This window comes from Miltoncostaea marina, from assembly GCF_018141525.1.
GTDB lineage: Bacteria > Actinomycetota > Thermoleophilia > Miltoncostaeales > Miltoncostaeaceae > Miltoncostaea > Miltoncostaea marina.
The window spans coordinates 1,598,769-1,614,791 of record NZ_CP064655.1 but is presented as its reverse complement, the minus strand read 5'-3'; the positions used below and the strand labels follow the sequence as shown (position 1 = coordinate 1,614,791).

16 protein-coding genes and 1 riboswitch are annotated in these 16,023 nt (G+C 77.4%); of the genes, 4 read left to right on the top strand and 12 right to left on the bottom strand.

What is annotated here, in order from left to right; translation table 11 throughout:
• Positions 1-8: 8 nt before the first annotated feature.
• The 3 genes from ITJ85_RS08100 to npdG are packed head-to-tail and all read left to right on the top strand — an operon-like array spanning position 9 to position 3,737.
• Positions 9-2,180: an ATP-dependent helicase gene (locus tag ITJ85_RS08100; protein WP_217915851.1), complete on the top strand. Its 2,172-nt coding sequence runs from the start codon at positions 9-11 to the stop codon at positions 2,178-2,180.
• The gene (gene folD, locus ITJ85_RS08095; RefSeq protein WP_217915850.1) at positions 2,180-3,055 is read left to right on the top strand and encodes a bifunctional methylenetetrahydrofolate dehydrogenase/methenyltetrahydrofolate cyclohydrolase FolD; all 876 of its coding nucleotides are present in this window, start codon (positions 2,180-2,182) and stop codon (positions 3,053-3,055) included. The genes ITJ85_RS08100 and folD overlap by 1 nt, the downstream gene beginning before the upstream one ends.
• A gap of 4 nt (positions 3,056-3,059) precedes the next feature.
• Positions 3,060-3,737 (top strand): NADPH-dependent F420 reductase, encoded by a 678-nt coding sequence (gene npdG, locus ITJ85_RS08090; RefSeq protein ID WP_217915849.1) that lies wholly within the window; start codon positions 3,060-3,062, stop codon positions 3,735-3,737.
• 296 nt (positions 3,738-4,033) lie between these two features.
• Here npdG and ITJ85_RS08085 read toward each other — a convergent pair whose 3' ends face one another.
• Genes ITJ85_RS08085 through ITJ85_RS08075 form a run of 3 tightly spaced genes read right to left on the bottom strand, consistent with a single transcriptional unit; the run spans position 4,034 to position 5,530 of the window.
• A complete protein-coding gene (locus ITJ85_RS08085) occupies positions 4,034-4,555 on the bottom strand; it encodes a hypothetical protein (protein WP_217915848.1) in 522 nt (173 codons plus the stop codon).
• 1 nt (position 4,556) lies between these two features.
• Complete coding sequence (locus ITJ85_RS08080) at positions 4,557-5,189, bottom strand: nitroreductase family protein (RefSeq protein ID WP_217915847.1); 633 nt, start codon at positions 5,187-5,189, stop codon at positions 4,557-4,559.
• A complete protein-coding gene (locus ITJ85_RS08075) occupies positions 5,186-5,530 on the bottom strand; it encodes a metallopeptidase family protein (RefSeq protein ID WP_217915846.1) in 345 nt (114 codons plus the stop codon). Before ITJ85_RS08075 ends, ITJ85_RS08080 begins: the two co-directional genes overlap by 4 nt.
• Positions 5,531-5,719: 189 nt before the next feature.
• On the opposite strand from ITJ85_RS08075, the gene ITJ85_RS08070 reads away from it, so the two are divergent.
• Complete coding sequence (locus tag ITJ85_RS08070; protein ID WP_217915845.1) at positions 5,720-7,516, top strand: ATP-dependent metallopeptidase FtsH/Yme1/Tma family protein; 1,797 nt, start codon at positions 5,720-5,722, stop codon at positions 7,514-7,516.
• 644 nt (positions 7,517-8,160) lie between these two features.
• Here ITJ85_RS08070 and ITJ85_RS08065 read toward each other — a convergent pair.
• The 9 genes from ITJ85_RS08065 to thiL all read right to left on the bottom strand — a co-directional run bounded on the left by ITJ85_RS08065 (position 8,161) and on the right by thiL (position 15,873).
• Positions 8,161-8,823 carry a TenA family protein gene (locus ITJ85_RS08065; RefSeq protein WP_217915844.1) on the bottom strand — a complete coding sequence of 221 codons (663 nt, stop codon included), beginning with the start codon at positions 8,821-8,823 and terminating at the stop codon, positions 8,161-8,163.
• A complete protein-coding gene (gene thiE / locus ITJ85_RS08060) occupies positions 8,820-10,244 on the bottom strand; it encodes a thiamine phosphate synthase (RefSeq protein WP_217915843.1) in 1,425 nt (474 codons plus the stop codon). The genes ITJ85_RS08065 and thiE overlap by 4 nt, the downstream gene beginning before the upstream one ends.
• Complete coding sequence (locus ITJ85_RS08055; protein WP_217915842.1) at positions 10,241-11,008, bottom strand: thiazole synthase; 768 nt, start codon at positions 11,006-11,008, stop codon at positions 10,241-10,243. The genes thiE and ITJ85_RS08055 overlap by 4 nt, the downstream gene beginning before the upstream one ends.
• Complete coding sequence (thiS, locus tag ITJ85_RS08050) at positions 11,005-11,148, bottom strand: sulfur carrier protein ThiS (protein ID WP_246496347.1); 144 nt, start codon at positions 11,146-11,148, stop codon at positions 11,005-11,007. The genes ITJ85_RS08055 and thiS overlap by 4 nt, the downstream gene beginning before the upstream one ends.
• Before the next feature lie 53 nt (positions 11,149-11,201).
• A complete protein-coding gene (gene thiO, locus ITJ85_RS08045; RefSeq protein ID WP_281412229.1) occupies positions 11,202-12,278 on the bottom strand; it encodes a glycine oxidase ThiO in 1,077 nt (358 codons plus the stop codon).
• A 20-nt stretch (positions 12,279-12,298) separates the two neighbouring features.
• Positions 12,299-13,306: an ABC transporter substrate-binding protein gene (locus ITJ85_RS08040; RefSeq protein ID WP_217915839.1), complete on the bottom strand. Its 1,008-nt coding sequence runs from the start codon at positions 13,304-13,306 to the stop codon at positions 12,299-12,301.
• Positions 13,303-14,142, bottom strand: a complete 840-nt coding sequence (locus ITJ85_RS08035; protein ID WP_217915838.1) for an ABC transporter permease — start codon at positions 14,140-14,142, stop codon at positions 13,303-13,305. Before ITJ85_RS08035 ends, ITJ85_RS08040 begins: the two co-directional genes overlap by 4 nt.
• A complete protein-coding gene (locus ITJ85_RS08030) occupies positions 14,139-14,912 on the bottom strand; it encodes an ABC transporter ATP-binding protein (protein WP_217915837.1) in 774 nt (257 codons plus the stop codon). The genes ITJ85_RS08035 and ITJ85_RS08030 overlap by 4 nt, the downstream gene beginning before the upstream one ends.
• Complete coding sequence (gene thiL / locus ITJ85_RS08025; protein WP_217915836.1) at positions 14,905-15,873, bottom strand: thiamine-phosphate kinase; 969 nt, start codon at positions 15,871-15,873, stop codon at positions 14,905-14,907. The genes ITJ85_RS08030 and thiL overlap by 8 nt, the downstream gene beginning before the upstream one ends.
• Positions 15,868-15,977, bottom strand: a riboswitch (TPP riboswitch). It overlaps the preceding gene by 6 nt.
• Between the last annotated feature and the right edge of the window lie 46 nt (positions 15,978-16,023).

Here is a 16,023-nt window from a genome sequence, read left to right as displayed (position 1 = left end):
TCCTGGAGGTGTCCGACCCGCTCGACGGCCTCAACCCACCGCAGCGCGAGGCCGTCCTCCACGGGGAGGGGCCGCTGCTCGTGCTGGCCGGCGCCGGCAGCGGCAAGACCCGCGTCCTGACCCACCGGGTCGCCCGCCTCATCGGCGAGGCGGGCGTGCGCCCGGAGGCGATCCTCGCGATCACCTTCACCAACAAGGCGGCCGGCGAGATGCGCGAGCGCATCGGCCGCCTGGTCGGCCCGCGGGCGCGCGCGATCTGGGCGTCGACCTTCCACTCGGCGTGCGTGCGGATCCTCCGCGTGGAGGCCCCCGCCGCCGGGTACGCGCGCGACTTCTCGATCTACGACGCCGACGACCAGCTGCGGCTCATCCGCCGCTGCCTGGTCGAGGAGGAGATCGACCCCAAGCGCACGCCGCCGCGGGCGGTGCAGGCCCGCATCTCCGACGCGAAGAGCCTGCTCCAGGGGCCGGAGGAGATGGCGGCGATGGCCGGCTCGTTCGCCGACGAGGTGGTGGCCCGGGTGTACCGGCGCTACGCCGAGGCGCTGCGCGCCAACGGGGCCATGGACTTCGACGACCTGCTGATGGTCACCGCGCAGCTGCTGGAGGAGGACGCCGCCGTGCGGGCGCGCTGGCAGTCGCGCTTCGAGCACGTCCTGGTCGACGAGTACCAGGACACGAACCACGCGCAGTACCGCCTCGTGCGCGTGCTCGCCGAGCCGCAGCGCAACGTCGTGGCGGTGGGCGACGACGACCAGGGCATCTACTCCTGGCGCGGCGCCGACGTGCGCAACATCCTCGACTTCGAGCGCGACTACCCCGACGCGCACGTGGTCGCCCTCGAGCAGAACTACCGCTCCACCGGCACCATCCTGCGCGCCGCCAACGCGGTCGTGGAGCGCAACCCGCACCGCCACCCCAAGCGCCTGTGGACCGACCTCGGCGACGGCGAGCCGATCACCGTGATGGCGTGCCGCGACGAGCACGAGGAGGCGCGGGTGGTGGCCGCGGAGATCGACCGCGCGGTCGGGCGGGGGGCGAGCCTGTCGGAGGTCGCGGTCTTCTACCGCACCAACGCCCAGAGCCGCGCGATCGAGGACCAGCTCGTGCGCCGCGCCGTCCCGTACGCCGTCGTCGGCGGCCCGCGCTTCTACGAGCGCGCCGAGGTGCGCGACCTGCTCGCGTACCTGCGGGTCGTGGCCAACCCGGCCGACGGGGTCAGCCTGGCGCGCATGCTGGGCGCGCCCAAGCGCGGGCTCGGGCCCGGCTGCGTGGCCAAGCTCGAGGCGTTCGCGGCGGCCCGCGAGACGCCCGTCTCGGAGGGCGTGCTGCGCCCCGACGAGGTGCCCGGTCTGCCGCCCGGCCAGCGGGCGACGCTGGCGGCCACCGGGGCGCTCCTGGCCGACGTGCGGCAGCGGGCGGAGGCCGGCGCGCCGCTCGACCGCATCCTCGAGGAGGTGCTCGAGCGCTCAGGCCTGCGCGACGCCCTGGAGCGCGAGGGCACGTTCGAGGCCCAGGGCCGCATCGAGAACCTCGAGGAGATGGTCCGCGTGGCGGCCGAGTACGACGCCTCGGAGGAGCAGGCGACCCTCGCGGGCTTCCTCGAGGGCATCGCGCTCCAGGCCGACGCGGACCTGGTCGATCAGTCGACCGGCGCCGTCACGCTCATGACCATCCACAACGCGAAGGGCCTCGAGTTCGACACCGTGTTGATCACGGGGCTCGAGGAGGGCCTGTTCCCGCACATCCGCTCGGACACGCGGGAGGCCCTCGAGGAGGAGCGGCGCCTCTTCTACGTGGGGCTCACGCGGGCGCGGCGCCACCTCATGCTGACCCACGCCGACAGCCGCGCGATGCACGGCGGCCGCGACTACCGGCTGCCGTCGCGGTTCCTCGGCGAGCTGCCCGCCGACGCGCTGCGCGAGCCCGCGGGCGGGCGGCGCTCACGGGGGCATCTGGCGGGTATGCCCGCGGACGGCGGCGGCGGGTGGCGGTCCGGCCCGCCCGCGCCCCGGGTGCCGGCGCTCGCCACCGGCGACTCGGTGCTGCACGCGACGTTCGGCGAGGGTGTCGTGACGGCGATCGAGAGCGGGGGTGAGCTCGTGCGGGTGCGGTTCTCGCAGGACGGGGCGGAGCGGCGGCTGATGGCCGGCGCGGCGCCCATGCGGAAGGTGGGCTGATGGCGGCGACGATCATCGACGGCAAGGCGGCGGCGGCGGAGCTGCGCGCGCAGGTGGCCGAGGGCGCGGCGGCGTTCCGCGCGCGCCACGGGCGCCCGCCCGGGCTCGTCGGCATCCAGGTGGGCGACGACCCGGCGTCCGAGCTCTACCAGGCCGGCAAGGCGCGCGCGGCGGAGGAGGCCGGGATGATGTCGCGCCGCGTCGTGCTCCCGGCCGAGACGACGCAGGCCGAGCTCGACGCGGTCATCGACGGGCTCAACGCCGACGACGAGGTCGACGGGATGCTCGTGCAGCTGCCCGTGCCCGACCAGCTCTCCGAGGTGCTGATCGCGAACCGGATCGACCCCGCGAAGGACGTCGACGGGTTCGCGCCGGTCAACCTCGGCCGGCTGGTGCGCGGCGAGCCGGGCTCGGTGCCGTGCACGCCGGCCGGCGTGATGTGGCTGCTCGACCGCGCCGGCGTGGAGATCGAGGGCGCCACGGCGGTGGTGGTGGGGCGCAGCCTGATCGTCGGCAAGCCGATGGCGCTGCTGCTCACCGCGCGCTCCGCCACGGTCACCGTCGCCCACTCGCGCACGCGCGACCTGCCCTCGCTGTGCCGCACGGCGGATATCCTCGTCGCCGCGGTCGGCCGGCCGGAGATGATCCGGGGCGACTGGATCAAGCCGGGCGCCGCCGTGATCGACGTCGGCATCAACCGCACGGACGCGGGGCTGCGCGGCGACGTCGCGGGCGACGAGGCCGCGGAGGTCGCGGGCTGGCTCACGCCCGTGCCGGGCGGCGTCGGGCCCATGACCATCGCGTACCTGCTGGCGAACACGCTCGCCGCGGCCCGGCGCCGCGAGGGCGACGACACCGAACAAGGGGACGAGTGACAGGATGAAGATCGCGATCTTCGGCGGCACCGGCGACCTCGGTCGCGGCCTCGCCATCAACTTCGCGGCCGCGGGCCACGAGATCGTCGTGGGCTCGCGGAGCCAGGAGCGGGCGGACCAGGCCGCCGCGACGCTGCGGGAGGCGCTCCCCGAGGGCACGTTCACGCCGCGCGAGAACGTCGCCGCCGCGCAGGAGGGCGACCTCGCGGTCGTCTCCATCCCCTGGGAGGGCATCGAGTCGACCATCCCCCCGATGGCCGATGCCCTCGCGGGCAAGATCGTGGTCTCCGTGGTCAACGCGCTGCGCTTCGGCAAGAACGGCGCGATCGCCGAGCAGGGCGACGCCATCGGCGCCGCCTCCTGCGCCCACAAGATCCAGGACCTCGCCCCCGAGGCGAAGGTGGTCGTGGCCTACAACAACCTGCCGGCCGCCGGCCTGCAGGCGCGCCACTCGCTCGGCGCCGACGTCCTCGTGTGCGGCAAGAGCAAGGCCGCCCGCGAGGAGGTCATCGAGCTCACCTCTGCGATCCCCGGCACGCGCGCCCTGGACGCCGGCCCCCTCGCCAACGCCCTCATCCTCGAGGGCATGACGGCGCTCATCATCAACCTCAACCGTCGCTACGGCGGTGAGGCCAGCGTGTCGATCTCCGGCCTCGAGAGCGCCCCGGAGCGCCCCGTCTGACCCCGGCGCGGGCCGCGCGTCCCACGGGCGCGCGGCCCGGTCGCGTCACTCGGCGTCGACCCGTCGCGCCACTCGGCGTCGACCCGACCGCGTCACTCGACGCGGCACGCTCACGCCACTCGGCGCCGCCCGGTCGCGTCACTCGGCGCCGGCCCGTCGCGCCACTCGGCGTCGCCGGGTCGCGTCGATTGGCGTCGCCTCATCGCTCGCTCGGCGCCACCGGGGTCCCGTCGAATTGGCGTCGCCCCCCGGCGTCGAATGGCGTCGACCGCGCGCGCCGCGCGGCGCGCCGCCGCTCAGGTTCCGGTCTCGCCCAGCCCCGCGTCGATGATGGCGCGGGCCCGGCTGAGCGTCTGGCGCGCGCGGGCGACCTCGTGCCGCAGGCGCCGCACCTCGGCCTCGAGCTCGTCGATGCGGTCCTGCGCCTCGGTGAGCGGGTCGGCCTCGCCGTCGCCGGGCAGCTCGAAGTCATCGCCGAACTCCTGGCGCGCCCACCGGGTGAAGCCGGCGGCGATCTCCTCGACGGCGTCCTCGTCGCCGAAGCGCCGGGCGGCCTGCTCCACCGTGGCGCCCGCCTCGACGAGCGGCAGCATCTCGGCGAAGAGCTGCGGCGAGGCGGCGCGGCTGGTGGCCGGGGCATCGTCGCCCGCCATGTCGGCGCTCGCCCGGCGCGCGCCGGCCGTGTAGGCGGACGACGTCGCCGGCACCGAGCGGTCCATCTCCTCGGCGACCCGGCGGATCGCCTCCGTCTGGCTGGCGCCGTCCGCCATCAAGGCGACGACGCGCTCGTAGACCTGGTCCGCGACGGTCGTGGCCACCTCAGCTCCTCCCTGGTGCCGCGGGTCGGGCGACCACCGTATCGCCGCCTCCGCCGTCGCGCCACACGGTGAACGCGTCCGGGTCGGTCTCGCGCGGGGGGCGCTTCGCGGCCGGGCCGAGCGGGCGGCCGAGGTAGACGAAGGCGACCACCGCCTCGCCCGGGGCGAGCCCGAGCGCCTCGGCGACCTCCGGCTCGTCGGCCATCACCCCGGTGCGCCACATGGCCGCCAGGCCGCGGGCGTGCGCGGCGAGCAGCAGGTTCTGCACCGCGGCCGCGACGGCGTCGCGGTCCTCGCGCGCCTGCACCGGCTCGTCGCCCGGCGCCACGCAGCACGCGATCACCACGGGCGCGCGCTCCAGGCGGGCGCGCTCGCGCTCGAGCGCCTCCGGCGGGACGTCGGGCCGCTCGCGCAGCACCGCCCGGGCGTGGGCCTCGCCGACCTCCCGCCGCGCGGCGCCCGAGAGCACCACGAAGCGCCAGGGCTCGGTCAGGTGGTGGTTGGGCGCCGCGATCGCGGCCGCCAGCAGCTCGCGGACGACCTCGCGCGAGAGCTCGCCGCCGTCGACCCTGCCGACGCTGCGGCGGCCGTGGATGGCCTCGAGCACGACGTCGCCCGGCGCGGGGGTGCTCATCCGTACCCCAGCTCGTCGAGCTGGCGCTCGTCCATGCCGAGGTGGTGCCCCAGCTCGTGCAGCACGGTGACGCGGACCTCCTCCACGAGGGTCGCGGGGTCGTCGAAGTCCTCCATCAGAGGGTGCATGTAGATGGCGATCCGCGGCGGCAGCATCCCCGACGGGACCACCCCCTCGATGAGGGGCACGCCGGTGTAGAGCCCGTACAGCCGCCCCATGCCGGGCGGCGCGTGGTCCTCGACCACGACGGCCACCTCGTCGAGCGCCGAGGCGAACGGCTCGGGGACCGCGTCCATCGCCTCGGCGACCAGCTCCTCGAACTCCGCACGACCGATGATCACGCGGCCGATCGTACCCACTCCCCGATCGGGGAGCCCCGGGACGTCCATAGGTCGGTACTCGCAGGAGGCGCGGCGCGCTCTACTGCGCGAATGCACGACCGACCGCGACCTGATGGCCCACGACGGACGGCGGCGGCGAGGGGGGGCCTGGCGCGCCTTCTGGCCGTCGCAGCGCTCTGCATGGCCGCGATGGCGGGGACCGCGCACGCGGGCGGCCCGGGCGCCGGGGCGGCCGGCGCGGCGGACGGCCCGCCGATCGCCCTGTCGCGCGCCCTGGAGCTGCTCGAGGCGGGCGATGCGCAGTCCGCGCGCCTGACCGGCGGCCCGGCGGCCCAGCGTCTCATCCTGCGCGTGGGCGGGCGCGACCGGGGCACCGCGCTTCCGACCGGGCTCACCGAGCGCGTGATCGACGCCGCGCGGGCCGGCGGCGTGCCGCTGCGGGTGGTCGAGCCGGCCCCCCAGCCGGCACCGGAGCCCGTCCCTGAGGGCGGGGGCTTCGACGTCGAGGCATGGATGCAGACGTGGGGCCCGATGATCCTGCTGGCCGGCCTCGTGATCGTGTCGGCCCTGGCCCTGCGGATGGCGGGCGGCGCCCGCTTCGCCCACCGCGTCGGCGCCGTGCGCTCGACCACGAGGTTCGACGACGTGGCCGGCATCGATGAGATCCGCGACGAGGTCGGCGAGATCGCCGAGGTCCTGCGGGCCCCCGACCGCTATCGGCGCGTCGGGGCCGAGCTGCCGCGCGGCATCATCCTCCACGGCCCGCCCGGCACGGGGAAGACCCTGCTCGCCCGCGCGGTCGCCGGCGAGGCGGGCGTCCCCTTCTTCAGCGCCTCGGGCTCCGAGTTCGTCGAGGTCTACTCGGGGCTCGGGTCGAAGCGCATCCGCGCGCTGTTCGCCGCGGCCCGCAAGGCGGCCCCGGCGGTGGTCTACATCGACGAGATCGACGCCGTCGGGGGGCGCCGCACCGGGCACGCCGCCACGAGCGAGCGCGAGCAGACCCTCGACCAGCTGCTCACGGAGATGGACGGCTTCGCGGTCGACCCCGCGCGCCCCGTCGTGGTGCTCGCGTCCACGAACCGGCTCGACGCGCTCGACCCGGCCCTCATCCGCGCTGGACGGTTCGACCGCAAGATCGCCGTGGGGCTGCCCGGCCGGGAGGCCCGGCGCGAGATCCTCGACGTCCACCTGCGAGGCCGGCCGCTGGCGCCGGGCACCGACCCCGGCGCGATCGCGGCCTTCACCGTGGGCATGGCCGGCGCCGACTTGGCGGCACTCTGCAACGAGGCCTCCTTCGAGGCCGCCCGCGCGGGCACCGACGCCCTCACGCTGCCGCACTTCCGGCGCGCACTGATGCGCATTGTCGGCGGCCCGGAGCGGCGCAGCCGGATCATGTCCGAGGACGAGCGCCTGCTCGTCGCATACCACGAGATGGGGCACGCGCTCGTCGGGCACCTCTCGCGGACCTGCGACGCCGTGGAGCGGGTCACCGTCATCCCGCAGGGGCAGGCGCTCGGCGTGACGATCGCCCTGCCCGCCGAGGACCGCTTCCTCGCCACCCGGGAGGAGTGCATGGAGCGGCTCGCCATGATGATGGCCGGCCGCGCCGCCGAGGAGCTCGTCTTCGGCGAGTTCACCACCGGCGCGGCGGACGACCTGGACCGGGCGACGACCCTCGCCCGCCGCATGGTGCGCGATCTCGCCATGGCCGCCCCGACGACCGCCGAGAGCCTCGCCGCCTGCCTCCCCGGCGCGGCGGACACCGCGGCCGGCGAGCGCGTCGAGGACGCCACGCGTGAGCTCGTCGAGCGGGGGCTCGCCGCGGCGACGGCCCTGCTGCGCGAGAACCTGGAGCTCCTCCACCGAGCCGCGTCGCGGCTGATGGAGGCCGAGGAGCTCGAGCGCGACGACCTCGTCGCCCTCTTCGGCGCCCGCCCGACCGGCGCCCGGCTGACGCCCCGGGGCGCGGGGGCCGCCGGGGGCTGAGGACGCCCGCCCCGCGGTCGACGTCGATTGGCGCGACCCCGGCGCGTCGATCGACGTCGACCCCCGGCGCACCCGTGGCCGTCCCTTGTGACGCCTGCACGGTGATCCGTCCGGCTCCGCCGGGCGACCATGGGGGCGTGGCGCGGAGCTTCTACAAGGCCCGGGGGATGGGGAAGCAGCCGCCCTGCGCGATCTGCGTCGGCGCGGGGCGCGGCGGGCGAGCGCCGCTGCACCTGCCGTTCGGCGCCACCGTGTGGTTGTGCGCGGACCACCGCTCCGCGGAGTTCCAGACCCGGCGTGCGGGGCGCGACCTGGTGGCGAGCCTCACCGCGGTCTGGCAGGCGGCCGGCTGTCTCACCGCCGGCCGTAGCCGGGCCCTCGCCGCGCACCTGGCCCGGATCCAGGGCCGCGGGGCGCGCTCGGCGCCGCAGCCGGGCTCGTACGCCTGGCCGGACCTGCGGCGCGAGGCCGAGGCGCGCTTCGCCGCGGGCGAGGAGCCGGCGGCGGTAATCGCCGACCTGCGGGCCCGGCACGCGCGGGACGCCGCCCGGGTGCCCAGCAGGCGCACCATGCAGCGCTGGTTCTCGGAGGGCCGGTGGCTGGCCGGTGGCGACGGGCGCCCGGCGCCCGCCGGGCCGCGGCCCTCAGGCGACGGGCCAGGCCTCGCCCCGCAGGGCGGCGTCCCAGAACATCCACTCGAAGCGCGCGGCGGTCCGCGCCCCGGCCGCGGCGGCGGCGAGCGCCCCGTCGCCGAGGCCGACGAGCGCCCGGGCGCAGGCGCCCGCGAGCTCGTCGGTGGCCGCACCGAAGGCCTCGCCGTCGTAGGTCGCGATCCACTCCGCGTAGGCGGGGTCGGGGGAGCCGCCGGCGGCGAGAGCCTCGCCGACGCGCCGGTAGATCAGGAAGCACGGGGCGAGCGCGGCGAGCGCCTCGGCGCGGTCGCCGACCGCGCAGGCGCGGATCAGGAACGATCCGTAGCCGAGGCAGGTGGGGCTCCGCTCGGCGGCGGCGATCTCGTCCGCGCCGATGCCGAGGCGCCCGGTGAGGTGCTCGTGCAGCTCGCGCTCCACGTCGAGCGCCTCGGCGGCGTGGCGGCACAGCAGGCGGACGTCGCCCGAGTCGCCGGCCCGGGCGGCGGCGAGCGCGAGGGCGCGCGCGTAGTCGCGCAGGAAGAGCCCGTCCTGCAGCAGGAAGCGCCGGAACGCCGGCCGCGGCAGCGTGCCGTCGGACAGCCCGGTGATGAAAGGGTGGCGCAGGATCGGGCCGATGAGGGGCGCGATCTGGCCCTCCACGACGGCGGCGCTCACCGGGCCGCGACCACGTCCACGGGTCCCGCCCCCGCGCCGATGGGCCGACCTGCCGCGACCGCGGCGGTCGCGGTGCGCTTGGCCTCGGCGGCGGCCTGGCGCAGCGGCATCCCGCCGCCGAGCAGCGCGGCGAGCGTGGCCGAGTGGGTGCAGCCCGCGCCGTGGGTCGAGCGCACCGGCAGGCGCGGTCCCGGGATGGCGACCACGCCCTCGGCGTCGCACAGGGTGTCGTCCGCCGTCGCGCCGTGCCCGCCGGTGACGATGGCCGCGCACCCGTGGCGCTCGTGCAGCTCGCGCGCCAGCGCGGCCGGGTCGTCGACGTCCGTGCCGAGCAGCGCCTGCGCCTCGAACAGGTTCGGGGTCGTCACGGTCGCCCGCGGCAGCAGCTCCCGCCGGTAGGCGTCGTCGCCGCCGGGCCCGAGCAGCGACGCACCGGACTCGGCGCGCAGCACCGGATCGACCACGAGCGGCACCTCCTCGAGGGGATCGAGCGCGTCGAGGGCGGCGCAGACGGCCTCGACGAGTGACGGCTCGGCGAGCATGCCGCTCTTGATCGCGTCGAGCCCGATGTCAGCCGCCACGCAGCCGATCTGGGTCTGCAGCATCTCGGCGTCGATCGTCGCGATCGCCTCGACGCCGATCGTCGTCTGCGCGGTGACCGCCGCCACCGCGCAGAGCGGGAAACCGCCGGCGCGCGTGATCGCCTTCACGTCGGCGACGATGCCCGCGCCGCCACCGGAGTCGGTGCTGGCGACCGTCATCACCCGCGGCACGGCGCCCACGAGCCGCTCGCGGAGGCGCCTCGCGGCGCCGGCAGGGTCGGGCGCGTCGCAGACTGCGCGAACGACGACCGCCCTCCGGGCGCCGAGCGCGCCGACCCGTGCCACCAGCCGCTCGTCGATGCCGCCGATCGCGAACCACGGCAGGCGCGCCCGTCGCGCGGCGTCGGCGATCGCCGACAGGCCGACCGGCGGCCGGCCGGGCTTGGTGGGCGTCGCCCGCACCGGGCCCACGGACGCGTAGTCGGCGCCCTCGGCCGCCGCCCGGTCGAGCATCGCGCCGCCGCGCGTCGAGCGGCCCACGATGCGGTCGGGGCCGACGATCGCGCGCGCCTCGGCCACCGCGCCGTCCCCTTGGCCGATGTGGACGCCGTCGGCGCCCGCCGCCCGGGCCAGGGCCGGGGAGTCGTTGACGATGAACAGCACGCCCGCCGCGGCCGCGGCGGCGGCGCACGCCCGGGCCTCGTCCAGCAGCGCGTCGTCCGGGAGGCCGCGCTCGCGCAGCTGGACGACGTCCACGCCGGCCGCGGCCAGCGACGGGATGAGGTCCGCGAGCCGCCCCGACGGCGTCCGCGCCGCCGAGACCACGTACAGGCGCGCGTCGGCCATGCGCGCGCGTCGGCGGGCGGCGTCGTCGCTCACCACTCGGGCCTCCCGGCGTCGTCGGTGGACGCCATCGCGTGCTGCAGGCGGGGCGGCCGCCCCGCCAGGCGTGCCCGCCGGCCGGCCTCGACGGCCAGGGCGAGGGCCCGGGCCATCCCGGCGGGGTCCGTCGAGCGCGACACGGCGGTCGCCGCCAGCACGGCGTCGCAGCCCAGCTCCATGGCGAGCGCGGCGTCCGAGGCGGTGCCGATGCCGGCGTCCAGCACGAGCGGCACGGAGACGGTCTCCCGCATGAGCGCGATGGCGTGGGGGTTGCGGACGCCGAGGCCGCTGCCGATCGGCGAGCCGAGGGGCATGACCGCCGCGCAGCCGGCGTCCTCCAGGCGGCGGCCGAGCACGGGATCGTCCGTCGTGTAGGCGAGCACCGTGAAGCCCTCGCCGGCGAGCGTCTCGGCCGCGGCGAGCAGCTCGACCGCGTCCGGCAGCAGCGTGCGGCGGTCGCCGATCACCTCGAGCTTGACCCAGTCGGTCCCGAACGCCTCCCGGGCGAGGCGCGCCGTGAGGACGGCCTCGCGGGCGGTGTGGCATCCGGCGGTGTTGGGGAGCACGCGGGCGCCCGCCCCGGTGACCGCCTCGAGCAGGCCGCCGGGCGCGTGCTCCACCCGCCGGACCGCCACGGTGACGACCTCGGCGCCGGCCGCCTCGATCGCCTCGAGCAGGCGCCGCGGGTGGCTGAAGCCGCCGGACCCCAGCAGCAGCCGCGAGCCCAGCTCCACGCCCCCGATGACGAGGGGGTCGCTCATCCGCCCGCCGCCGCCCGCACGATCTCGACCGAGGCCTCCTCGCCGACCGGCGTCCGACCCCACTCGCCCCGCGGGACGACCTCGCCGTCGACCGCGACCGCCAGGCCGGCCTCGGCAGGATCGACGCCTACGAGCTCCATGACGCGAACGACGCTCGCGCCGGGCGCCAATTGGCGCGACACCCCGTTGACCCTCACCCGCACGCCGGGAACCGCTCCGGTGCGAAGGGGGACGCCCAGGCCGGGAGGGGCCCGCCGGCGGCGGCGGCGACGGCGGCCTCGGCGGCGAGGGGCGCCAGCAGGATGCCGTGGCGGTGGCCGCCGGCCGCCCACACGAGGCCGTCGTCCGGGTCGGCGCCGAGCGCGGGGTGGCCGTCGGGGGTGGCGGGGCGCAGGCCGGCGGCGGCCTCGGCGAGCTCGAGCTCGGCGACCTCGGGCACGACGCGCAGCGCCTCGCGCAGCAGGTCGGCCACCGCGACGGCGGTCACGGTGCGATCGGACCGCTCCTCGCTGGTCGCGCCGACCACGAGCTCGCCGTCGCGCGGGGCCAGGTAGACCGACGGCGTGCGGACCGTGCGGGCCACGGGAAGCGGCGCCCCCGCCGTCGCGCGCAGGCGCAGCACCTGCCCCTTGACCGGCCGGATCGGCACCCGCGAGGCGAGGCGCCCGGCGGCCCGCCCGGCGGCGAGCACCACGCGTCCGGCGCGCAGCTCGCGGCCGTCCTCGAGGCGGACCCCGCGGACCGGCCGGCCGAGGAGGGCGCGGGCCGCGCCGGCGACGCGCTCCACGCCGGCCGCCTCGCAGGCCGCGCCGAGGGCGCGCAGCAGCGCGCGGGGCTCGACCTGGTGCTCGTCCGGCAGGTCGGCCCCGCCGGCGACGGCGGGGCCGAGCCCAGGCTCGACGGCCCGCAGGCGGCCGCCGGGCAGCCACCCGAACGGCTCGCCCCACGATGCCAGCGTGGCCAGCCGGCGGCGCACCACGCCGACGTGCTCCGGCCGCGCGGCGGCGAGCACGGCCCCGGTCACGCGGAAGCCGGCGTCGGCGCCGGCGGCCGCGCCGAGCTCGCGGGCGGTCGCCGGCCACGCGGCGAGGGCGCGCAGCATCAGCTCGTGCATCGGCCGCTCGCCCTCCTCGGCCTCCGCCCACGGGCCGAGCATCCCGGCCGCCACGGACCCGGCCGGCGCCTCGCCGTCGTCGATCAGGCGCACCCGGGCGCCGGCCGCGGCCGCCCGCCAGGCCGTCATGAGGCCCCACGGCCCGGCGCCGACCACCGCGATGTCGGCGTCCCCGCTCAGCGGTCCTCCGGGAGGAACTCCGGCCGCGCGACGGCCTCCACGTCGACCGGGCGGCTCAGGAGGCCGGACTCGAGCATCCAGCCGGCGAACGCGCGCCACTCCTCGCGATCGAGGTGGAGGGTCGGCTCGTCGTCGGGCGACAGGAGGGGGGCGGTCAGGTGGACCTGCTCGCGGAGCGTGTCCTCCTGGAGGTCGGGGTTCGCCGCGAGCAGGTGCTCGACCGCGCCGGTCTCGTCGGTCGCCGCCCAGTCCTGGCCGGCGCGCAGGCCGCGCAGGAAGGCGCGCACCAGGTCGGGGCGGTCGCGCGCGACCTCGTCGCTGGTGACGACCACCAGCTCGTCGTAGTCGGGCACGCCGTGCTGCTCCAGGCGCAGCGCCGAGGCCTCCACCCCCTGGCGCTCGAGCTCGACCAGCTCAACGTTCCAGTAGGCGCCGATCACGGCGTCGACGCGCCCCGAGGCGAGCGCCGGGGAGAGGTTGAAGCCCACGGTGCGCAGGCGCACCTTCGACGGGTCGCCGCCGTCCGAGCGCACGACGGCGTCGAGCAGCGGCCGGTCGGACGGCACCCCGGCGGCGCCCACGGTCCTGCCCTCCAGGTCGCGTGGCCGTTCGATGCCGCGGTCCGAGCGCACGATGACGCTGTTGAGGGGATGGGTCACCAGCGCGCCGATCGCGACCACCGGGATGCCCTGCGACCGCGCGAGCAGCACCTCGGGCTCGTAGGAGATGGCGAAGGGCGCCCGCCCGGCGCCCACCTGCTTCAGCGCGGCGGCCGGGTCGCTCGGCACCGAGGGCCGGACGTCGAGCCCCTCGTCGGCGAAGTAGTCCTGCTCGATGGCGCCGTAGATCCCCGCGTGGTCGGCGTTGGGGGACCAGTCGAGGACGAGCTGGACGCGCTCGAGGCCCTCGTCGGTCCCGCCGCCGCCGTCGCGGCAGCCGGCGACGAGCGCCAGCAGCGCGGCGGCGAGGGCGGCGACGAGGGCGAGGTGGCGGCGGCGGATCATCGGCGTCTCCAGGGCGGGCGGGCCGCGTGGCGGCGGTGGGGGAGGGCGATCCGCTCCGCGAGCCCCACGGCCGCGAAGAACGCGAGGCCGATGAGCGCGAGCAGCGCGATCGCGGCGAAGGAGCGGGCGGTCTCGAACTGGGCGGTCGAGAACTCGGACAGGTAGCCCAGGCCGCGGTCGGCGCCGACGTACTCGGCGACGGTCGCGCCGGTGACGGCGAACACGGCCGACATCCGCATGCCGGAGAAGAGCGACGGCAGGGCGGCGGGCAGGGTGACGTGGCGGAACGCCCAGCCGCGCGAGGCGCCGAGCGTGCGCGCCGCGCGGGCGAGGGCGGGGTCGACCGAGCGCAGCCCGTCGACGCCGGTCACGACCACGGGGAAGAAGGCGATCACGAACGCGACCATCACCTGCGCCGCGCCGTAGTCCAGCCAGACGGCGACGAGCGGCGCGATCGCCAGGACGGGGATCGCCTGGCTCGCGACCAGCCAGGGGTAGAGGGTGCGCTCGACCACCCGCGAGCCCGCGACCGCCACGGCCAGGAGCACGCCCAGCACCGCGGCCATCGCGAATCCGACGGCCGCCTCGGCGATGGTCGCCTGGGCGTGGAACCAGAGGCGTCCGCGCTCGTCCCAGAGGACCTCGGCCACCGTCGACGGCGACGGCAGGAGCCACTCGCGCGGCCGGGCGATCCAGACCGCAGCCTGCCACGCCGCCAGCCCGAGCAGGGGGAGCAGCAGCAAGGGCAGCCGGCGCCCGCGGGCCCGGGGGGCCCCGTCGGCGCCGGCCGCCCGCGGGCGGTCGACCGCGACGGCGACGCGGCCGGTGGCGCTCATGCCAGCACCCCCGCTGCGCGCAGGGCCCCGAGGAGCTCGCCGCGCAGCTCGGCGAAGCGCCGCCCGCCCGCGTCGTCCAGGCGGCGCGGTCGCGCGAGGTCGACGGCCACCTCGGCCACCACCCGCATGGGGCGCGGCGAGGCCACCAGCACGCGGTCGGCGAGCAGCAGCGCCTCGTCGAGGTCGTGCGTCACGAGCAGGGCGCTCGGCCGGTCCTGGGCCCACGTCGCCGCCAGCACGCCCTGCAGGTCGGCCCGGGTGAGGGCGTCGAGCGCGCCGAACGGCTCGTCGAGCAGCCAGGCGCGGGCGCCGCCGAGCAGCGTGCGCGCGAGCGCGGCGCGCTGGCGCATGCCGCCCGAGAGCGCGTGCGGGTAGTGCTCCTCGAACCCCGAGAGGCCCATCCGCATCAGGGCGCGGCGGGCGGCGCGCTCGGCGTCGGCGGCGGCGGCCCCCGCCAGGCGGGGGCCGAGCGCGACGTTGTCGAGCACCGTCCGCCACGGCAGCAGCGCGTCCCGCTGGGGCATGAGCGTCATGCGCCCCAGGCGGTCGCCGCCGATCCGGCCGTCGACGAGCACCTCGCCATCGTCGGGCTCGACGAGGCCGGCGAGCACGGAGAGCAGCGTGCTCTTGCCGCAGCCCGAGGGGCCGACCAGCGCGACCATCTCGCCCGGGCCGACGCGCAGGTCGACGCCGCCGAGCACGGGCAGCCCGTCGAGCGCGAGTCGCACGCCCTCCGCACCGAGCTCCAGGCCGGCGACCGGCTCAGGCACCGTGCTCCCACCCCAGGCGCGCGGGTGCCACGGGTCGGCCGTCCGCGTCGACCAGCTCGACGCCCGGCTCGCCCTCGATGAGCCCGCCCACCACGACCAGGCGGGGCCCCGACTCGCGCAGGCGGGCGGCGCGCTCGGCGGTGATCGCCACGAGCAGCTCGTAGTCCTCGCCGCCGGTCGCGGCCAGCAGGTGGGGTGACGTGCCCGTCGCCGCCGCCACCTCGCGCACGCCGCGCGCGGGCGGGACGGCGTCCAGCCGGATGCGGGCGCGCAGGCCGCTCGCCACCGCCAGGCGGCGGGCGTCGAGGGCGAGGCCGTCGGAGACGTCCATCATGGCCGAGGCGCCGGCGCGGGCCAGCGCCTGCCCCTCCGCGACGCGCGGCGCCGGCCGCCGGTGGGCGGCGACGAGGGCCGGGCGCTGCGCCAGGTCCGGCAGCAGGGTGGGGTCCTCCAGCAGCAGCAGGCCCGCGGCGGCCGCGCCGAGCGCCCCGGTGACGCAGAGCAGGTCGCCCTCGGCGGCGCCCGAGCGCCGCACCGGCGGCACGTCGTCGAGCGCCCGCCCGATCGCCGTCACGGCCAGCACCAGCACCGGCGCGCCGGTGACGTCGCCGCCCGCGACCGTGACCCCGTGGCGGGCGGCCATCTCCTCCAGCCCCGCGTAGAGCTCGTCGGCCTCGGCGTCCCGCAGCCAGGCCGGCACGCCCAGGCCGACCGTCGCGGCCACCGGGACGGCCCCCATGGCGGCGAGATCCGACAGGTTGACGGCCAGCGCCTTGGCGCCCAGGTCGCGCATGCCCGTGGTGGCGCGCCGGAAGTGGACGTCCTCCACGAGCATGTCGTGCGTGACGACCGCCTCGCCCCCGGTCGCGACGACCGCGGCGTCGTCGCCGATCCCGAGGCTGGTGCCGTCGCGGAGGGCCGCGCGTGCTGCGATGCGCTCGACGAGCGCGATCTCCGACATCGGAGTGATGGCTCCCTTCGCTGGCATTACCCAGATCAGGTGTGAGGGTCGAGGCCGGTTCGCCTCCTCTCAGCCGCCCGACGGCAGCTCCCCTTGCTCCGCGAGGAGGGTACCACCCGGCCGGGCTCAATGCGCGACGCGCACGCGCCG